Genomic DNA, 18443 nt, shown 5'->3' with positions numbered 1-18443 from the left:
TTTTACCTAAGCAATTGTTTTAACAGTTATTTCCTTCAAATGACGAAGGAAGGTCTCTGTGGATGCATTGACATCACCTGAATTGTCTATTGTGACAACATCTCCGGCATCGTCATCGAAGCTCACTTCACGCGCAAGCCGCGCGGTGATTTCTTCCCGGCTTTCACGACCACGCGACGCAAGCCGTTCTGCCAGAACGTCCGGTCGGGCCGTTATCACAACCACAGAGCGCGACGTGTAGAGCCTGCGGATATCGCCCAGAACCCGGCGCGAAACGTTGGCTATCACCACCGTGCCCTCAGCGATTTCATCCTCAAGCGATTTCGGCAATCCATAGCTCAGGCCATGCGCCTGCCAGTGCAGAGCGAAGGCTCCCTCACCAGCAGCTTTTGCAAAAGATGCTTCGTCCAGACTGTCATGATCTTCCGTGCCCGGCATTTGCGGGCGGGTGATGATGCGGCGCACAAAATGAAAACGCATGTCGCCCGCAAGAGCCACACGCGCTGCATCCATGATCGTATCCTTGCCGGCCCCGCTGGGGCCGACGACGGCGACGAAACAGCCTTTCGGCATATCGGATTGCATCTGCATCAAAGCACCCGTTCGCCTTCGCGCCAGACCGTACGGACAACCGGGATTGCACCTTTCGGGCGCACGCGAACGAGATCGGCGCGCTTGCCGATGGCGATTTCGCCGCGATCATCCATGGCCATGGCGTCGGCAGGATTCTTGGTCACGAGGCGGACAGCCTGTGGCAGCGCAATCGGACGTTCGCCCGAAGCAAGGCCGAAAGCCGACTGAATGAGGCTGAACGGAATATAGTCCGAAGACAGAATGTCGAGGCTGCCATTGTCCACGAGATCACGTGCGGCGATATTGCCGGAATGCGAGCCACCGCGAACGATGTTCGGCGCACCCATCAGGATCGAGAGGCCTGCGCCTTTCGAAGCATTGGCCGCTTCCATCGTGGTCGGAAACTCGGCAATCCGCACGCCATGGTCGAGCGATTCATCGACATGCGCACTGGTCGCATCGTCATGGCTGGCCAGAACGATGCCACGTGTCGCAGCCATTTCGGCAATGGCGCGGCGATGATTGGCCGAATAGGCGTCCGAATCCGCCATGCGCTTCTCACAATGCACCCGGAACTCCTCATCCGTGAGCTTCATCTTGCGCATGTAATAAGTGCGATAGGTCTCAAGATCAACGAATTGACGCTGTCCCGGCGCATGATCCATCAGCGAAGCGAGTTTGACGCGGTCATCGCCCGCAAAAAGCTCGAATGTTTCAAGGCAATCCGCAGATGACACTTCGCAGCGCAGATGCAGAAAGTGGTCTGCACGCAGCCGGTTTTCGCGGACACCGCTTTCGATGGCGTCCGCAAGCATCCGCATATCCTTGCCCACGAAGTCGCGGTCATAGTCGGAGCCGACGCGCATCGCATCGAAAACCGTCGTGATGCCCGATGCTGCAACCTGCGCATCATGGGCCTGAACCGCAGCATCGACATTCCAGCGCACTTTCGGACGCGGCGCGTAATGGCTTTCCAACTGGTCGGTGTGCAGCTCGATGAGGCCCGGAATGACATAATCGCCATCCATGTCATCGCCGCCATTGGCATAGCCCTGATCGATGGCTGCAATTTTGCCGTCACGGATCAGGATAGAACCGGAAACAATCTCGTCAGCGAGCACGATCTGCGCATTTTTCAGAACGATTTCATTAGCCATGGGATAGCTCTTTCATCACCGCATTTGTATTGGCGGCAGTTTCATATTTCGAGAGGAAAGCTTCGATATCGAGCGCGCGGAAATCATCGAGCGCCTCACGCAGACGATCATGGCTCCAGTCCCACCAGGCCAGCCGATCCAGACGATTGCCGGTCGCGGCATCGAAGCGTTCGCGAATGAGACGCGCAGGCACACCGCCCACAATCGTATAGGGTGCCACGTCCTTGCTCACCACCGCTCCGGCCCCGACAACCGCACCATTGCCAACCGTCACACCCGGCAAAATGGTGGAGCCATGGCCGAGCCATGTGTCGTGACCGATTTTCACGGCATTGCCGCGACGCCACTCGAAAAACTCCGTCTCATCCTTTTCCTCCGGCCAGTAATCACCGGCGCGGTAGGTGAAATGATGCAACGTCGGACGCCATGTCGGATGGTTGGTGGCGTTGATGCGCACATGGCTGGCGATATTGGAAAACTTGCCAATTTCCGCACACCAGATTTCGCAATCGACGCCGAGATAGGAATAGTCATCGAGCATAGTTTCTGAAACGCGGCTGCGCTCGCCTATCTCTGTGTAGCGACCGAGTGTGCAACCGCTGACGATGGCGGTTTCATGCACCAGCGGTTCTACCGATAGCTTGGTCATGCGGCGGCCCTCGGAGAGAAAGCTGTCACGTCGATAATCCGGTCCGCAACCTCCGTACGCACATCTTCATCGTGGAAGATGCCTAGCATGGCGACGCCCTGCTCCTTCTTGGTCTTGATGAGATCAACCACGACAGCCCGGTTCTTCGCATCGAGCGAGGCGGTCGGCTCATCGAGCAACAGTATCGGATGATCCGTGATGAAACCGCGCGCGATGTTCACGCGCTGCTGTTCGCCGCCGGAGAAGGTTGCAGGCGGCAGGGCCCACAGCCTTTCTGGCAGGTTGAGCTGTGACAGAAGCTCGCGAGCGCGGTTCAGCGCCACTTCGCGATCGACGCCACGCGCAACCAGAGGCTCGGCAACCACATCAATTGCCGCGACGCGCGGCAATGTGCGCAGAAACTGGCTGACATAGCCAATCGTATCGCGCCGCACCGCCAGCACTTCGCGCGGATCGGCTGTTGCCAGATCCACCATACGGTCTTCGTGACGAATGAGGATCGAACCTGCATTCACAGCGTAATTGCCATAGACCATCTTGAGAATGGAGCTTTTACCGGCACCGGAAGGTCCGCCAAGCACGGCGCATTCGCCTGCTTCCAGATTGAAGTCCACGTTACTTACGACTGGCAACTGAATGCCACCTTGCAAGTGCATCGTGAACGTCTTCGCCAGCCCCGACACCGCCAGCGGAGAGGATGTTCTAACTTGTGTCATTTCTCACCTCACGCATGAAGTTTCGCTAATTTACGAACAACACGCTGCAAACATCTGTTTTAATTTACTAAACCTGCAAAATAGACGACACGAGCAGTTGCGTATATGGCGCCTGCGGGTCATCCAGTACGCGGTCGGTCAGGCCCTGTTCGACAATATGGCCGTCTTTCATGACCATGATGCGATGGGACAGAAGCCGGGCTACGGCAAGATCGTGAGTAACGATGATCACCGACAGACCAAGATCGCTGACGAGGCCGCGCAAAAGATCGAGAAGACGTGCCTGCACGGACACATCGAGACCGCCGGTCGGTTCATCCATGAAAACAAGTCGCGGAGCAGTCACCAGATTGCGGGCAATCTGCAAGCGCTGGCGCATGCCGCCAGAGAAGGCGCGCGGCTGATCGTCGATACGGTCAGAAGCGATTTCGACACGACCGAGCCATTCCGTGGCCGTCGAGCGGATATTACCGTAATGACGTTCACCGACTGCCATCAGGCGTTCGCCGACATTGGCGCCAGCTGAAACCGTCATGCGCAATCCGTCAGCCGGGTTCTGATGCACAAAACCCCAATCGGTCCGCATCAGGAAACGGCGTTCCGCTTCGCCAATCTTGTAGAGATCGCGGAATTCACCGTCACGCATCCGGTATTCGACGGTGCCCGATGTCGGCTCCAGACGGGTTGCCAGACTGTTCAGCAGCGTCGTCTTGCCCGAACCGGATTCGCCGACGATGGCCAGCACTTCGCCCGGCCACAGTTTGAAGGAAATATCTGCACAGCCACGGCGATTGCCGTAAAACTTCGACAGGCTGTTTACTCTCAGCAGGGGTTCGCTGTTCATTTTACGGTCTCCTTGGCCGCAGCCTCCTTGTTTGCAGCCAGATGACCGAAATGGCCGTTGGCCTGACGGTCTTCGCAAAAATCAGTGTCGGAGCAGACGAACATCGAGCCGCCGCGATCATCGAGCACGACTTCATCCAGATAGACGCCCTTCGCGCCGCACAGCGCACAGGGTTCCTTGAACTTCTGCACTTCGAACGGGTGATCCTCGAAATCGAGGCTGACCACCCGCGTATAGGGCGGGACGGCATAAATGCGCTTTTCGCGACCTGCGCCGAACAGCTGCAATGCCGGAGACATATGCATTTTCGGATTGTCGAATTTCGGCGTCGGCGAAGGCGCCATCACATAGCGCCCTTCGATCATCACCGGATAATCGTAGGTCTTGGCGATATGGCCGTGGCGCGCAATATCTTCATAAAGCTTCACATGCATGAGGCCATATTCGGCAAGCGCGTGCATCTTGCGGGTTTCGGTTTCGCGTGGCTCCAGAAAACGCAGTGGCTCGGGGATCGGCACCTGATAGACAATCACCTGCCCTTCGGTCAGCGGATATTCCGGGATACGATGGCGGGTCTGGATGATGGTCGCCTCGCCCGTATGGGTGGTGACGGCGACATCGGCGGTCTTCTGGAAGAAGGCGCGGATGGAAACGGCATTGGTCGTGTCATCGGCACCCTGATCGATGACCTTCAGCACATCATCCGGCCCCAGAATGGCAGCCGTCACCTGCACGCCGCCGGTGCCCCATCCATAAGGCATCGGCATTTCACGGCTGGCAAAAGGCACCTGATAGCCCGGTATTGCGATGGCCTTCAGGATGGCGCGGCGGATCATCCGCTTGGTCTGTTCGTCCAGATAGGCGAAGTTATAATTGGCCAGATCGCTCATTCTGCGGCCTCCTTCGTTACGCCTTCAGTCTCATTGTGCGCTTGGTCATATTCCGCGCGCATGCGGCGGATGAGGTCGAGTTCTGCCTGGAAATCCACGTAATGCGGCAGTTTCAGATGCTCGACGAAACCCGTCGCCTGCACATTGTCGGAATGCGAGATGACGAATTCCTCGTCCTCGGCAGGTGCCGTCACATCCGCATCGAATTCCCGCACGCGCAGTGCACGGTCGCAGAGCGACATGGACATGGCCTTGCGTTCGCTCTGGCCGAACACCAGACCGTAACCGCGCGTGAATTGCGGCGGCTGCTTGGCCGATCCCTTGAACTGATTGACCATCTGGCATTCGGTCAGCTGCACGCGACCGAGCGAGACGGCAAAACCAAGTTCGGGCACGTCGAACTCGACATCCACTTCGCCAATGCGGATTTCGCCGACGAAAGGATGGTTATTGCCATAGCCGCGCTGGGTGGAATAGCCGAGCGCCAGCAGGAAACCTTCATCACCGCGTGCCAATGCCTGAAGGCGCAGATCGCGCTCCATCGGGAATGTCCACGGTTCGCGGGTCAGGTCGCCCGGTTCGTGACCTTCCGGCAGGGAACCATCATCCTCAATCATGCCGACCGCGCCAAGAATATCGGTTACACGCGGCGTCTCTTCCTTCACGGCTTCCCGCATTTCGGGTTCCGGAACGGCAACATCACCGGCCAGATCTGGGTCGAGCAGACGATGCGTGTAATCAAAGGTCGGTCCGAGCAACTGACCACCCGGTAAATCCTTGTAGGTCGCAGAAATGCGGCGTTCGATCAGCATTTCAGCGGTTTCCATCGGCCGCGAATAGCCAAAGCGCGGCAAGGTGGTGCGGTAGGCGCGGACCAGAAAGATCGCTTCGATCAGATCGCCGCGCGACTGGCGCACAGCAAGTGCCGCCAGTTCGCGATCATAGAGCGAACCTTCGGCCATGACGCGATCAACCGCCAGCGCCAGCTGTTCGGCAATCTGATCGAGACGCAGTGCCGGAACCGAACGGTCGCCGCGACGACGATCATCGAGAAGACGGTGTGCATTATGGATGGCCGTTTCGCCACCCTTTACGGCAACATACATTTTCAGCCCTCCAGAGCGGAAACGCGAGTTGTGCGGGGAAGCGCTGCAACAGCGCCGTCGCTGACCAGAACAAGATCAACGCCGAGCGGGTATTGTGCGCCGTTCTCACGCCATTGCTGGATGAAATCCTGCGGCAGACCTTCGACATGAAGTGCACGTTCGCCATCGATACCGGGGCCTTTCAGCACAAAGCCCTGTCCGCTTGTCAGTGACGCAACAGCGAGAACGACGGTTGTCGAACAGTCGGGAAATTCGGCGTCGCCCTGCGAAAACCCTGCCAGAGACGGCAGCAGCGAAACATTGCTGGCTAGAGCGAATTGCGCGGCATCCGCACTTTCGACACGCGGCGCACCCGTGTGGAAAGTAAGCCAGGCGGTTGCGCTTTCATCAGCTGCTATCGCTGCATCGCACCAGACAGTTGCATCGTGATCGAGCAGGGTTGCTGCAATAACGCCCAGTTCAGGCGTCAGCGGCTGCGGTGGTGTGGCTGTGCGAGCCAATGGATAAATGCGACCGGGATTAGCCATGGCGTGCATGACGGCATGAAAAGCTGACTGCGCATCCGTCACCGGATCGGCAAAGCCACCCTCAAACGCGGAGGAAGTGCTGTTTTCGAGAGAAAAAGGAAGCATCAATTGTCTCCCCGGACCATTGTGAAGAAATCGACCTTGGTAGCGGCGGCTTCGCCGCGCAGCTTGGCATCGGCATCGTTCAACCGTTTGCGCAAGACATTCAGCACTTGTGCCTCCACGGCATCGCGATGGCCTTCATCGAGCCACAATGCATCAAAGACAGCGGCAAGCCGCGCCTTTTCCTGATCGCGACCGAGCGCATAAGAGTGACCGACAGAACCGTCGGAGAGCCGCACCGTAGCGCGCGTCACTGTTGCCTCGCCGACATTGAAGGATGCACCGCCGCCACCAATGCGGCCACGCAGCATTACGAGACCGGTTTCCGGTCCGCGCAGAACTTCAAATTCCGGCTTGTTGGACCATGCCTGCCAGAAGGCATGCAGCTCTTCGCCGCTTGCACGCGCAAGAACTGCCATGCTTGCCTGCCGTGCGGCTTGAACTGAATCTGGCACTGCATCCGGCACTGTTCCGCTTTCAGTGGCGGAACCGGCTCCGCCTCCCTTCGCACTTTGCTCCGTACCGTACATGAGCTTCCCTGCCCTGTTAGTTCCAGAGCGCGCTTTGACCTGATTGCATCAGATCAATGCTCTGGAGTTTGTTTTGAGGCGCATCTTGTCCGAAAACCGTTTCATGTTTTTCGGGATGCACTCCCGTTGACTTGATCTCTCAAATTGTCTAGTTATATAGACAACTATACAATACCAGAATGAATACACCCTGCCAATGACAGGACGATGACAGTTGATGACAAAGACCAGACGAATTGAGAGAAACAGCGGCGTGGCCATCTGGCGGCAGATTGCCGACGAGATACGCGGCGAGATCAGAGCCGGAAGGCTTCAGTCGGGTGCGCGTATGCCCGCCGAGATGGAACTTGCCGACAGGTTTGGAGTCAATCGCCATACGGTGCGCAGCGCCATTGCCGCGCTGACGCAGGAAGGCGTGCTGCGTGCCGAGCAAGGGCGCGGCACCTTCGTTGCCAATGCAAAGCGCCTCACCTATCAGATCGGACGTCGCACCCGCATTTCGCAATCACTGGCTTCGCAAGTGCGGGACATGAAAGGCGCGCTGCTCGCTTCCGGCACAGCGCCTGCCTCCCCGGATATAGCCGAAGCTCTTGAGATCGAGCCTGGTTCACCTGTCCTGCGGCTGGAAACCTTGCACAGCGCCGACGGACGCCCCGTGTCGCGCGCAACACTCTGGATCAGTGCCGAACAATTTCCGGAAATTGCCGAGGATTATGCGGAAAGCGGTTCCGTCACCGTGGCTTTCCGAAAAGCAGGAGTTGCCGACTACTTCCGTAAATCGACAATCATATCCGCCCGCCATGCGGATTCGGATGATCTGAAACATTTGAAGCTTTCGCCCGGCGCCATTGTACTGACGGCCAAGGCGATCAATGTGAATACCGATGGAGTGCCGATCCAGTATTCGCTGACACGGTTTTCAGCGGATAATATGGAGTTTTCTATCGACACGTATCCCGGTGACCCGCAGATGAATGACATGAACTGAATCGTGCTGGCACTGAACTGCTCTCGAAGCTGTTATGAACGCGCTCAATCCAGACAGGAAATTTCCAATGACCGTGACCATTTTTCATAATCCAAAATGCGGCACCTCGCGTAATACGCTGGCAATGATCCGTGCCAGTGGCAAAGAGCCCGTCATCATCGAATATGTGCAGAATCCACCCACGCGGGAACGTCTGCTCGGTCTGCTGGCGGCAATGAACATGACACCACGCGAACTATTGCGCGAGAAAGGTACACCCTATGCCGAACTCGGGCTGTCCGATCCGAAATGGACTGATGACGAGCTGATCGATTTCATGATGGCTCATCCGATTCTGATCAACCGGCCCATCGTCGAAACGCCGCGCGGCACCAGGCTTTGCCGTCCCTCTGAGCTGGTTCTGCCGCTTCTGGAAAACCCCGTCGCATCATTCACCAAAGAGGACGGTGAGCAGGTTAAATCTGAGGGCAAATCACGCTGACGAGCTCGCGATCAGACATCATTTTTCCTAGAGAATTGGAAGTATGATCCAATAGAAAAGGCGCTTTAAAACAGCGCCTTATCGTAATTCACTTATAAACTGAATTATATTCGTTCTCAGAACGGAATTTCGTCGTCCAGATCGCGCGAGAAGCCACCGCTGCTGCCACCCTGATTGGATGGGCCAGACGAGCCGAAATCACCGCCGCCACCGGAATAATCAGACATCTGGTTACGGTTGCCGCCACCGCCGCCGAACGAACGGCCTTCACCGCCGCCTTCACCACGGCTATCGAGCATCTGCAGCTCACCACGGAACTTCTGCAGCACGACTTCCGTCGAATAACGGTCATTGCCGTTCTGATCCTGCCACTTGCGGGTCTGGAGCGCGCCTTCGATGTAAACCTTGGCGCCCTTCTTCAGATATTGTTCCGCAACCTTGGCGAGGTTCTCATTGAAGATGACAACGCTGTGCCATTCGGTGCGGTCCTTGCGTTCGCCGCTCTGGCGATCGCGCCAGCTTTCCGACGTTGCAATGCGCAGATTGGCAACCACGTCGCCGGAGTTCAGACGACGAATTTCCGGATCGGCACCAAGATTGCCGACCAGAATGACTTTATTGACGCTACCAGCCATCGAAAATTACTCCGGGTCTTGCATGCACACTCTTTCCGCACTGCTTCGCGCGGACAAGAGGCACTTTTCAAATGAAAGATCAGGCGCAACAATGCGCCATCACCAGAAACTCATATGTTCACCTTACAGGACTGGCTCAAAGCGTGCTCAATCCGGGCCGGTGAATTCTTCAATGTCCACAGAGTTTATGTTCTTGTTTTGTTCAAAATGCAACCTTCCGACATTAAAAAGCCTTGCGTTCGCCATAAATTTCAGTGGGTTTTTGCACCGTTTACCGCGCTGATAATGCAGTTTGCCTCATTTCAGGGGCTGAAACTGCATCTGCCTTAATTTCAAAACAGCCTTGCCGACAACCTTCATAAAGCAATAGCTGCCTGCGCTTGGCAAACGGGATCAGCTTCCAAGGAAAAGCCCTGCCGCTCACTGTATCTTTGGCGCGCAGGGCTTGGGGTTTGAGCAATGCTCATGTGTCGACATTAATTCGTCGGCAGGTCTTTTCGGATCACAAAGGCGCACGGCCATTTGCATTCCGCGCAAATTCAAATTGTCGGCAATCACACTTTCGATCAACGAGGCATCATTCCTTGCGAAAAGATGCTGCCGCAACCGAAACGGATTGTGCTTTCATCTCTGTGAAAGCTAGGCACTGTAGTCAGGTGGACTCATGCTCCTTTACCTCCCTACTGGGTCTCCCCGCCTCCTGCGGACCTCTTGCCGATGCCGTGTCATCCCACCGCGGCACCTCTCCGCTATCAGCGAGTAAGGGTAGTCTGCTCCTGTCAGGAGTGACAGTCAACGCTCTTGCGTTCACATTTCGTATCGCCTATCAGAAGGCTGGTTGTTCGATATTTGTTCTAATGATAAGAGTGCACCGATGAATGACCGGAGCCCCCTTCTTATTGGAGGGTTTCACCCCATATTAGACACCGGCGCGACGTGTTTTACCATTCGGCGCCCGTTATCCATGGCATCATGAGCAGGCAGGACGCGGAATGAGCGATCAGAAATTCATTTCCATACGTGGCGCGCGCGAACACAATCTGAAAAATGTCGATCTCGATCTGCCTCGCGACAAGCTGATCGTAATGACGGGGCTTTCCGGCTCGGGCAAATCCTCGCTTGCCTTCGACACGATCTATGCGGAAGGCCAGCGCCGCTATGTCGAAAGCCTTTCGGCCTATGCGCGCCAGTTCCTCGAAATGATGCAGAAGCCGGATGTCGACCAGATCGACGGCCTGTCGCCCGCAATCTCTATCGAACAAAAGACGACGAGCCGCAATCCGCGCTCGACGGTCGGCACCGTCACCGAAATTTACGACTATATGCGCCTGCTCTTTGCGCGCGTGGGCGTGCCTTATTCGCCGGCGACCGGACTTCCCATCGAAAGCCAGACAGTCAGCCAGATGGTTGATCGCGTCATGGCGCTGGAAGAAGGCACGCGCCTTTATATCCTCGCGCCCATCGTTCGCGGCCGCAAGGGCGAGTACAAGAAGGAACTGGCGGAACTTCAGAAGAAGGGCTTTCAGCGCGTCAAGGTAGACGGCACCTTCTATGAAATCTCCGACGTTCCGGCGCTCGACAAGAAGTACAAGCACGACATCGATGTCGTGGTGGACCGTGTCGTGGTGCGCCCTGACCTGTCGACCCGCCTCGCCGACAGTCTTGAAACCTGCCTCAAGCTTGCCGAAGGTCTGGCCGTTGCCGAGTTTGCCGACAAGCCTCTGCCGCCGGAAGAAACGGCTGAAGGCGGTGCTGCCAACAAGTCCGCCAACGAAACGCATGAGCGCATTCTGTTTTCGGAAAAGTTTGCCTGCCCGGTTTCCGGTTTCACAATTCCTGAAATCGAACCGCGCCTGTTCTCGTTCAACAACCCATTCGGCGCCTGCCCGACCTGCGATGGTCTCGGCACGCAGCAGGCCATTGATCCGAACCTGATCGTTCCCGACGAAACGGCAGTGTTGAAGGACGGCGCAATTGCTCCGTGGGCGCGGTCCTCGTCGCCCTACTACAATCAGACGCTGGAAGCGCTGGGCAAAGCCTATGGCTTCAAGATCGGCGCACGCTGGGCCGATCTTTCGGAAGAGGCACAGCAGGCCATTCTTTATGGCACCAAGGGCAAGGAAATCACCTTCCAGTATGATGACGGCCTGCGCTCCTACCAGACGACGAAGCCTTTTGAAGGCGTGATCCCCAATCTGGAGCGCCGCTGGAAGGAGACCGACTCCGCCTGGTCGCGCGAAGATATCGAGCGCTTCATGGCCTCTACGCCCTGCCCTTCCTGTAACGGCTACCGTCTGAAGCCGGAAGCGCTTGCGGTCAAGGTTGGCATGAAGCATGTTGGCGAGATCACGGAAATGTCGATCCGCAAGGCCGACGCCTGGTTCCGCGACATTGATAGCAGCTTTAACGACAAGCAGCGCGAGATTGCCGCCCGCATCCTCAAGGAAATCCGGGAGCGCCTGCAGTTCCTCAATGATGTCGGCCTCGACTATCTGACGCTGGCGCGCAATTCCGGCACGCTGTCGGGCGGTGAAAGCCAGCGTATCCGTCTTGCCTCGCAGATCGGTTCCGGCCTGACCGGCGTGCTTTACGTGCTGGATGAACCATCCATCGGCCTGCATCAGCGTGATAATGCGCGTCTCCTCGACACGCTGCGCCATCTGCGCGATCTCGGCAACACGGTCATCGTGGTCGAACATGACGAAGATGCGATCCTGACTGCCGACTATGTGGTCGATATCGGTCCAGCGGCAGGTGTCCATGGCGGCAAGATCATCGCTCAAGGGTCGCCGCAGGACGTGATGTCTAATGCGAACTCGCTGACTGGCAAATATCTGTCAGGCGCGATGGAAGTTGCCGTTCCGGCGGAACGCCGCAAGATTTCAAAGTCCAAGCGCATTAAGGTCGTCGGCGCGCGCGGCAACAATCTGAAAAATGTCTCGGCGGATATTCCGCTTGGAACCTTTACCGCTGTCACCGGCGTTTCAGGCGGCGGCAAGTCCACCTTTCTGATTGAAACCCTGTTCAAGGCCGCTTCGCGCCGCATCATGGGTTCACGTGAGCATCCGGCGGAGCATGACCGCATCGAGGGGCTGGAATTCCTCGACAAGGTGATCGATATCGACCAGTCGCCGATTGGTCGTACGCCTCGTTCCAACCCGGCAACCTATACCGGCGCCTTCACGCCGATCCGCGACTGGTTTGCGGGTCTGCCGGAAGCCAAGGCGCGCGGTTATCAGGCGGGGCGCTTCTCGTTCAATGTGAAGGGCGGACGCTGCGAGGCCTGTCAGGGCGACGGCGTCATCAAGATCGAGATGCACTTCCTGCCGGATGTCTATGTGACTTGTGATGTCTGTCACGGCAAACGCTACAACCGCGAAACGCTGGAAGTCCTGTTCAAGGGCAAGTCCATCGCCGATGTGCTGGATATGACAGTCGAGGAAGGTGCGGAGTTTTTCTCCGCCGTGCCTGCGGTGCGCGACAAGATGGAAACGCTCGTCAAGGTGGGTCTCGGCTACATCAAGGTCGGCCAGCAGGCGACGACGCTTTCGGGTGGTGAGGCGCAGCGCGTAAAGCTTGCCAAGGAACTGTCGCGCCGCGCGACGGGCCGCACGCTCTATATTCTGGACGAACCGACAACCGGCCTGCACTTCCACGATGTGGCCAAGCTGCTTGAAGTGCTGCACGAGCTGGTGGAACAGGGCAACACAGTCGTTGTGATCGAGCATAATCTCGAAGTCATCAAGACTGCCGACTGGGTGATCGACCTTGGACCGGAAGGTGGCGATGGCGGCGGCGAGATTGTTGCCGTGGGCCGTCCGGAGGACATCGTGCAGGAGAAACGCTCCTACACCGGCCACTTCCTCAAGGAACTGCTGGAACGCCGCCCCAAGCGCAGTTCAGAGGCTGCCGAATAAGCGGCAGGCAAAGAGAGTTATCGGAAGCCGGGCCCAGTGCCCGGCTTTTTTGCGGATACTCCTCTGTCTGAGCGGGCAAGGACCTGAGAATAAAAGCGTTAGTCGCTTTATAACGGCCAGCGCGGTCACATCATGTTCTGAGGTAATATACGACTTTCTAATACTCCGGGTCTGTTCCCGATCTCGAATTTATACGCCGGGACTCATAGCTTGTTCACGCCCGGCAAGACTGCGTTCTGAATGGCTTCTGCGACATATGCGAGGTTCGTTTGCGGTCGAAGGTTCGGGTAACGGAGATCCAGAACAATGGCTTATGACGAACTCAGAACCAGATTGCGCGGAGTAACAACCGCTCTTGTTACCCCATTTGAAAACGGAGAAGTGGCGCACAAGGCTTTCGCAGAGTTGGTGGAGTGGCAGATTGGAGAAGGCATCCATGCTCTTTCTCCCTGTGGCACGACCGGAGAGGCCCCAACTCTCAATACGGCGGAAAAGATCAGCCTCATCAAAGCCTGTGTTGACGTCTCTGCAGGGCGTGTACCCGTTGTTGCAGGAACAGGCACCAACGATACTCTATCGACAATTGCATTGACGAGCGCTGCAGCTGCCTGCGGTGCTGACGCCGCCCTGATTGTGACGCCATACTATAACTGCCCGTCTCAGGAAGGCTTGTATCGCCACTTCGAAGCCGTGGCTCGCAATGTCCAGATACCAATCATCCTTTATAATGTCCCGAAGCGAACCGGCGTTGATCTTTCTCTGGAAACTATCGAACGGCTGAGTGAACTCCCGACCGTCATTGGTATCAAGGACGCGACTGGTGAACTCGACCGGCCCAAACGCATCGTTCGTCGTATAGGCGATCGGCTGATACAACTATCAGGACATGACGCGACCGCCGTTTCCTTCAATCTTGAGGGGGGAGACGGAATGATTTCAGTCATATCGAATGTGCTTCCAGCAACCACTGTCGAACTTTACGAAGCCTGTAAGCGAACCGATGCCTGCGCTGCCAGAACGCTCGGCTTCAAATTGAAGCCTCTTCTGACTGCTATGGAACAGGATACCAATCCCGTTCCGGTGAAGTACGCCTTGCACCATCGGCGCGGTCTGTCACCGGATGTACGGCTGCCGTTGGTTGGCGTCAGCGAAGAAACCGCCAGCGCCATTCGTCGGGCCTGTGCTGCCATTGACCATGTGGAAGAAACACCCTCGGCGCTCATAGCGCAGCATCAGCAAGCGGTACTTTCCATCACACTGGCGGCGCGCTGAAACACCGCCAGCCTAGCCCCCCAGCAATTGAAACATTCGTGCAACCATCAGAAGTGAGGTTTCGATCATGTACGGAAAATTGGGCCTGTTTTTACACCTGAGCAAAGCAAAGCGTACGCATGCAGGGTCCCGGAACATCAGTTCAGCCATTACCGAGGAAGAATTGCGCCAGGACATCAGCATACTGCTCCGCTTGATGACCGTGATTGGAGCCGGCGTTCTGGTGACGTTCCTCATCATGCAACTTACACAGTGAATGCGGTTACGTCTCTGGATGGAGCACTCGCTATGACCACAAAAAACCAGAGAAACGCCGCAGTTCCACTGCCGCGCTTTATCGTCGACAAGGAAGCCGCACGGCGCTGGGTCGTCTATGACCGGCTGGGACTTGTCGGGGGACTTTTCACAGATCGCGTATCAGCACTGCGTTTTGTGAAGTCCATTTGTGATACGCGGCCTGCTGCTACCTACAGACTTTCTCGTAAAAGCACATTGTGCACCGATATGATCTTCGGGAAGCGCACTTCCCTGCTGAAGATCGTCCGCTAGTCCATTGAGCCGCCAAATGGTGTCATTTGGCGGTGCAATCTCGCAAGATCAGCCGAGCATTCTTTCACTCATGAAAAACCTGGATATATTTTTCGACTGGCTGCTACCATTGGCAGCCGTTTTCGCACTGGCCAGAATCCTGACGGATATTTTTGGTTCTTAGAAGCCAACATCCAGTTGCAAGCACTCATTCACGCTTACTACACTTACGAAAAAAGCCCGGCAATGCCGGGCCTTCTCGACAGCCATTCGCGATCATGCCGCGATGGCTGGAAATTTAACGTCACGATCCGTTCGAAGAGCTTTCACTCTCCAGATCATGATTAGCCGTTTACGGCGTCCTTCAGGCCCTTGCCAGCCGAGAACTTCGGCACATTGCGAGCCGGAATAGCAACTTCCTTGCCGGTCGATGGGTTACGGCCGGTCGAGGCAGCGCGATGCGAAACGGAGAAAACGCCGAAGCCAGGCAGACGGACTTCTTCACCAGCCTTCAGGGCGCCGGTAACAGCGGCGAGTACGGCGTCAACTGCAGTACCGGCATCAGCCTTCGTCAAACCGCCCTTTTCCGCAACTGCGGCAACCAATTCGTTCTTGTTCATTGGCATTTCCTTTCTTTATCTACCGGAACGGATAACGTGACCGGATTGGTCGGAGTTTATTCAAATCGTTTCACAAACCAAGCCTGTCAACGTGAAAAAACCCCGGAAAACCGGGGTTAAACACAGAAATGCCGGGCAAATTGCCCGGCATTTCAATTGTTGGTCCTGATAGACGCCTTCCAGCGGGGCAATCTGACTGAAACAGAATCGCCCGCTGGACGTTCATTTCGGTGCATTACCTGTAAGCAAACCGCTTCGCACGTTTGCCGGAAATGCCTTAATGAGCGGTCGTGGCCCCTGCTTCTTCCTCGACCGAAGGCACGGTCGCCGGGGTTGCCGGCTCGGTCCATTCAATCGGCTCAGGTTCGCGAACCAGAGCATGCTTGAGGACTTCACCCACGCGAGACACCGGAACGATCTCAAGACTGTTCTTCACATTGTCCGGAATATCCGCCAGATCCTTGGCGTTTTCTTCCGGGATCAGAACCTTCTTGATGCCGCCGCGCAGAGCTGCGAGGAGCTTTTCTTTCAGGCCGCCGATTGGCAGGACACGACCGCGCAGGGTAACCTCACCCGTCATTGCGATGTCCTTGCGAACCGGAATGCCGGTCAGCACGGATACGATCGCCGTGACCATGGCGATACCGGCGGACGGACCGTCCTTCGGCGTTGCACCCTCCGGCACGTGCACGTGGATGTCGCGCTTGTCGAACAACGGAGGTTCGATGCCGAAATCGATGGCACGCGAGCGGACATAGGAAGCCGCTGCGGAGATCGATTCCTTCATCACGTCGCGGAGGTTACCCGTGACGGTCATGCGGCCCTTACCGGGCATCATGACACCTTCGATGGTCAGCAATTCACCGCCAACTTCCGTCCAGGCAAGACCTGTCACAACGCCAACCTGATCTTCGCCGTCGATCTGACCGAAGCGGAACCGCTCGACACCCAGATAGTCGGAGAGGTTCTTTTCGGTGACTTTCACCGACTTCTTCTTCGACTTCAGGATTTCGGTCACGGCCTTACGTGCCAGAGTCATCAATTCGCGTTCGAGGCTACGCACACCTGCTTCCCGCGTGTAGAGGCGGATAACATTGCGCAGCGCATCGTCCGTGACCGAAAACTCCTTCGGCTGCAGGGCATGATCCTTGATTGCCTTCGGCAACAGGTGCCGCTTGGCGATCTCGAGCTTTTCATCCTCGGTGTAGCCGGCGATACGGATGACTTCCATACGATCCAGCAATGGACCGGGAATATTCAGCGTATTTGCCGTCGTCACGAACATGACGTTCGACAGATCATATTCCACCTCAAGGTAGTGATCCATGAAGGTCGAGTTCTGTTCCGGATCCAGCACCTCAAGCATGGCCGATGACGGATCGCCGCGGAAATCCTGGCCCATCTTGTCGATTTCATCGAGCAGGAAGAGCGGGTTGGACTTCTTCGCCTTCTTCATCGACTGGATGACCTTGCCGGGCATCGAACCGATATAGGTACGGCGGTGACCGCGGATTTCAGCCTCGTCACGCACGCCGCCGAGCGACATACGGACATATTCACGGCCGGTAGCCTTGGCAATCGAACGTGCAAGCGAGGTCTTGCCGACGCCGGGAGGTCCGACGAGGCAGAGGATCGGGCCCTTGATCTTGGTCGAGCGAGCCTGCACCGCGAGATATTCGACAATGCGCTCCTTGACCTTTTCAAGACCAAAGTGATCGTCGCCAAGTACGCCTTCGGCAAAGTTCAGGTCCTGCTTGATCTTCGACTTCTTGCCCCACGGAATGGACAGCAGCCAGTCGAGATAGTTGCGGACGACCGTTGCTTCGGCAGACATCGGGCTCATACTGCGCAGCTTCTTCAGCTCAGCCTGGGCCTTTTCGCGGGCTTCCTTGGAGAGCTTGGTCTTGCTGATGCGTTCTTCGAGTTCAGCCGCTTCATCGCGACCATCCTCGCCATCGCCAAGCTCCTTCTGGATCGCCTTCATCTGCTCGTTGAGATAGTATTCGCGCTGCGTCTTCTCCATCTGGCGCTTGACGCGGCTGCGGATACGCTTCTCAACCTGAAGAACCGAAATTTCGGCTTCCATGAAGGAAACTGCCTTCTCGAGGCGCTCGCGCACCGAGAGGATCGACAGCATTTCCTGCTTCTCGGGAATCTTGATCGCGAGATGCGAGGCAACCGTGTCGGCAAGCTTCGAGTAGTCGTCGATCTGGCTGGCAGCGCCAACCACTTCCGGCGAAATCTTCTTGTTCAGCTTGACGTAATTTTCGAAATCGGAAACCACCGAGCGGGCAAGCGCCTCGATCTCGACGGCATCTTCTTCAGGCTCCGGCAAAGCCGCAGCATAGGCCTCGTGATAATCTTCGCGGTCGGTAAACTTGGAAACCTTGGCGCGCGCCGTGCCTTCGACCAGCACCTTGACGGTGCCGTCCGGCAGCTTCAGGAGCTGCAATACATTGGCAATCGTGCCGATTTCATAAATCGCGTCCGGTGCCGGATCGTCATCGGCAGCGTTTTTCTGGGTGGCAAGCAGAATCTGCTTGTCCACGCCCATCACTTCCTCCAGCGCGCGAATGGACTTTTCGCGGCCGACAAAAAGCGGAACGATCATATGCGGGAAAACGACGATGTCACGCAACGGCAAAACGGCATAGAGCCCGTCCGAACCGCCCGCTTCAGAACCACCCAATGGGGTCTTCTGTTCAGTACCCGTCATAACTCAAGTCCTTTCTCAGGTCTTTCAACCTGACTGCCACGTCCGCGCCCCCTTTCATCATGAGGCAGGTCACGAATGTGCTTCGTTCCATACTTGGAGAGCCGAACCCGGCAATTCAATAGCCTCGATCGGGACGGCTTTCATAGAATCGTCATCTATCCTGCGCTGTACCGTCATTAAGTACAATATCTA

The 18443-nt window shown here is 56.7% G+C and carries 17 protein-coding genes; 5 read left to right on the top strand and 12 right to left on the bottom strand.

Annotation, left to right across the window (positions count from 1 at the left end; genetic code table 11):
* Positions 1 to 6: 6 nt before the first annotated feature.
* The 9 genes from phnN to phnG all read right to left on the bottom strand — a co-directional run bounded on the left by phnN (position 7) and on the right by phnG (position 7094).
* Complete coding sequence (gene phnN, locus OHI65_RS15545) at positions 7 to 585, bottom strand: phosphonate metabolism protein/1,5-bisphosphokinase (PRPP-forming) PhnN (protein WP_125300392.1); 579 nt, start codon at positions 583 to 585, stop codon at positions 7 to 9.
* Positions 586 to 590: 5 nt separating this feature from the next.
* Positions 591 to 1730, bottom strand: coding sequence for an alpha-D-ribose 1-methylphosphonate 5-triphosphate diphosphatase (locus tag OHI65_RS15540; RefSeq protein WP_036586751.1), 1140 nt, complete (start codon positions 1728 to 1730; stop codon positions 591 to 593).
* Entirely contained in the window at positions 1723 to 2379 is a 657-nt protein-coding gene (locus OHI65_RS15535; protein ID WP_125300263.1) for a DapH/DapD/GlmU-related protein, read from the bottom strand. Before OHI65_RS15535 ends, OHI65_RS15540 begins: the two co-directional genes overlap by 8 nt.
* Positions 2376 to 3095, bottom strand: a complete 720-nt coding sequence (phnL, locus tag OHI65_RS15530) for a phosphonate C-P lyase system protein PhnL (RefSeq protein ID WP_036563687.1) — start codon at positions 3093 to 3095, stop codon at positions 2376 to 2378. Before phnL ends, OHI65_RS15535 begins: the two co-directional genes overlap by 4 nt.
* Positions 3096 to 3162: 67 nt before the next feature.
* Positions 3163 to 3939: a phosphonate C-P lyase system protein PhnK gene (gene phnK, locus OHI65_RS15525; protein WP_036586756.1), complete on the bottom strand. Its 777-nt coding sequence runs from the start codon at positions 3937 to 3939 to the stop codon at positions 3163 to 3165.
* Positions 3936 to 4829: an alpha-D-ribose 1-methylphosphonate 5-phosphate C-P-lyase PhnJ gene (locus OHI65_RS15520; protein WP_036586757.1), complete on the bottom strand. Its 894-nt coding sequence runs from the start codon at positions 4827 to 4829 to the stop codon at positions 3936 to 3938. The genes phnK and OHI65_RS15520 overlap by 4 nt, the downstream gene beginning before the upstream one ends.
* Positions 4826 to 5935, bottom strand: a complete 1110-nt coding sequence (locus OHI65_RS15515; RefSeq protein WP_010660131.1) for a carbon-phosphorus lyase complex subunit PhnI — start codon at positions 5933 to 5935, stop codon at positions 4826 to 4828. Before OHI65_RS15515 ends, OHI65_RS15520 begins: the two co-directional genes overlap by 4 nt.
* 2 nt (positions 5936 to 5937) lie before the next feature.
* Positions 5938 to 6567, bottom strand: coding sequence for a phosphonate C-P lyase system protein PhnH (gene phnH / locus OHI65_RS15510; RefSeq protein ID WP_012092083.1), 630 nt, complete (start codon positions 6565 to 6567; stop codon positions 5938 to 5940).
* A complete protein-coding gene (gene phnG / locus OHI65_RS15505; protein WP_012092084.1) occupies positions 6567 to 7094 on the bottom strand; it encodes a phosphonate C-P lyase system protein PhnG in 528 nt (175 codons plus the stop codon). Before phnG ends, phnH begins: the two co-directional genes overlap by 1 nt.
* Before the next feature lie 214 nt (positions 7095 to 7308).
* Here phnG and phnF point away from each other — a divergent pair, with 214 nt between their 5' ends.
* Both phnF and arsC read left to right on the top strand, forming a co-directional pair.
* Positions 7309 to 8082 carry a phosphonate metabolism transcriptional regulator PhnF gene (phnF, locus tag OHI65_RS15500; protein ID WP_115179273.1) on the top strand — a complete coding sequence of 258 codons (774 nt, stop codon included), beginning with the start codon at positions 7309 to 7311 and terminating at the stop codon, positions 8080 to 8082.
* A 67-nt stretch (positions 8083 to 8149) separates the two neighbouring features.
* Positions 8150 to 8563 carry an arsenate reductase (glutaredoxin) gene (gene arsC, locus OHI65_RS15495; RefSeq protein ID WP_125300264.1) on the top strand — a complete coding sequence of 138 codons (414 nt, stop codon included), beginning with the start codon at positions 8150 to 8152 and terminating at the stop codon, positions 8561 to 8563.
* Between the two features lie 116 nt (positions 8564 to 8679).
* Here the strand turns inward: arsC and ssb are convergent, their stop codons facing one another.
* Complete coding sequence (gene ssb / locus OHI65_RS15490) at positions 8680 to 9198, bottom strand: single-stranded DNA-binding protein (protein WP_029924876.1); 519 nt, start codon at positions 9196 to 9198, stop codon at positions 8680 to 8682.
* Positions 9199 to 10190: 992 nt separating this feature from the next.
* On the opposite strand from ssb, the gene uvrA reads away from it, so the two are divergent.
* From uvrA to OHI65_RS15475, 3 genes are all read left to right on the top strand, one after another.
* Positions 10191 to 13115 (top strand): excinuclease ABC subunit UvrA, encoded by a 2925-nt coding sequence (gene uvrA, locus OHI65_RS15485; protein WP_264359151.1) that lies wholly within the window; start codon positions 10191 to 10193, stop codon positions 13113 to 13115.
* Positions 13116 to 13421: 306 nt separating this feature from the next.
* Entirely contained in the window at positions 13422 to 14387 is a 966-nt protein-coding gene (dapA, locus tag OHI65_RS15480; RefSeq protein WP_125300266.1) for a 4-hydroxy-tetrahydrodipicolinate synthase, read from the top strand.
* Between the two features lie 288 nt (positions 14388 to 14675).
* Complete coding sequence (locus OHI65_RS15475) at positions 14676 to 14936, top strand: hypothetical protein (protein ID WP_036586767.1); 261 nt, start codon at positions 14676 to 14678, stop codon at positions 14934 to 14936.
* A 323-nt stretch (positions 14937 to 15259) separates the two neighbouring features.
* Here OHI65_RS15475 and OHI65_RS15470 read toward each other — a convergent pair whose 3' ends face one another.
* Complete coding sequence (locus tag OHI65_RS15470) at positions 15260 to 15535, bottom strand: HU family DNA-binding protein (RefSeq protein ID WP_006470422.1); 276 nt, start codon at positions 15533 to 15535, stop codon at positions 15260 to 15262.
* A 277-nt stretch (positions 15536 to 15812) separates the two neighbouring features.
* Positions 15813 to 18251: an endopeptidase La gene (gene lon / locus OHI65_RS15465; protein ID WP_264359150.1), complete on the bottom strand. Its 2439-nt coding sequence runs from the start codon at positions 18249 to 18251 to the stop codon at positions 15813 to 15815.
* Between the last annotated feature and the right edge of the window lie 192 nt (positions 18252 to 18443).

Origin of the sequence: Brucella sp. MAB-22 (assembly GCF_025908475.1) — a bacterium.
Lineage (GTDB): Bacteria > Pseudomonadota > Alphaproteobacteria > Rhizobiales > Rhizobiaceae > Brucella > Brucella anthropi.
Note: the sequence above shows the minus strand (reverse complement) of the source record. Positions and strands in the feature narration are given on the sequence as shown.

Bases quoted from the DNA above. Each gene is read 5' to 3' on its own strand.
- phnN (WP_125300392.1), bottom strand. From the start codon at position 585: ATGCAATCCGATATGCCGAAAGGCTGTTTCGTCGCCGTCGTCGGCCCC.
- OHI65_RS15540 (WP_036586751.1), bottom strand. From the start codon at position 1,730: ATGGCTAATGAAATCGTTCTGAAAAATGCGCAGATCGTGCTCGCTGAC.
- OHI65_RS15535 (WP_125300263.1), bottom strand. From the start codon at position 2,379: ATGACCAAGCTATCGGTAGAACCGCTGGTGCATGAAACCGCCATCGTC.
- phnL (WP_036563687.1), bottom strand. From the start codon at position 3,095: ATGACACAAGTTAGAACATCCTCTCCGCTGGCGGTGTCGGGGCTGGCG.
- phnK (WP_036586756.1), bottom strand. From the start codon at position 3,939: ATGAACAGCGAACCCCTGCTGAGAGTAAACAGCCTGTCGAAGTTTTAC.
- OHI65_RS15520 (WP_036586757.1), bottom strand. From the start codon at position 4,829: ATGAGCGATCTGGCCAATTATAACTTCGCCTATCTGGACGAACAGACC.
- OHI65_RS15515 (WP_010660131.1), bottom strand. From the start codon at position 5,935: ATGTATGTTGCCGTAAAGGGTGGCGAAACGGCCATCCATAATGCACAC.
- phnH (WP_012092083.1), bottom strand. From the start codon at position 6,567: ATGCTTCCTTTTTCTCTCGAAAACAGCACTTCCTCCGCGTTTGAGGGT.
- phnG (WP_012092084.1), bottom strand. From the start codon at position 7,094: ATGTACGGTACGGAGCAAAGTGCGAAGGGAGGCGGAGCCGGTTCCGCC.
- arsC (WP_125300264.1), top strand. From the start codon at position 8,150: ATGACCGTGACCATTTTTCATAATCCAAAATGCGGCACCTCGCGTAAT.
- ssb (WP_029924876.1), bottom strand. From the start codon at position 9,198: ATGGCTGGTAGCGTCAATAAAGTCATTCTGGTCGGCAATCTTGGTGCC.
- uvrA (WP_264359151.1), top strand. From the start codon at position 10,191: ATGAGCGATCAGAAATTCATTTCCATACGTGGCGCGCGCGAACACAAT.
- dapA (WP_125300266.1), top strand. From the start codon at position 13,422: ATGGCTTATGACGAACTCAGAACCAGATTGCGCGGAGTAACAACCGCT.
- OHI65_RS15475 (WP_036586767.1), top strand. From the start codon at position 14,676: ATGACCACAAAAAACCAGAGAAACGCCGCAGTTCCACTGCCGCGCTTT.
- OHI65_RS15470 (WP_006470422.1), bottom strand. From the start codon at position 15,535: ATGAACAAGAACGAATTGGTTGCCGCAGTTGCGGAAAAGGGCGGTTTG.
- lon (WP_264359150.1), bottom strand. From the start codon at position 18,251: ATGACGGGTACTGAACAGAAGACCCCATTGGGTGGTTCTGAAGCGGGC.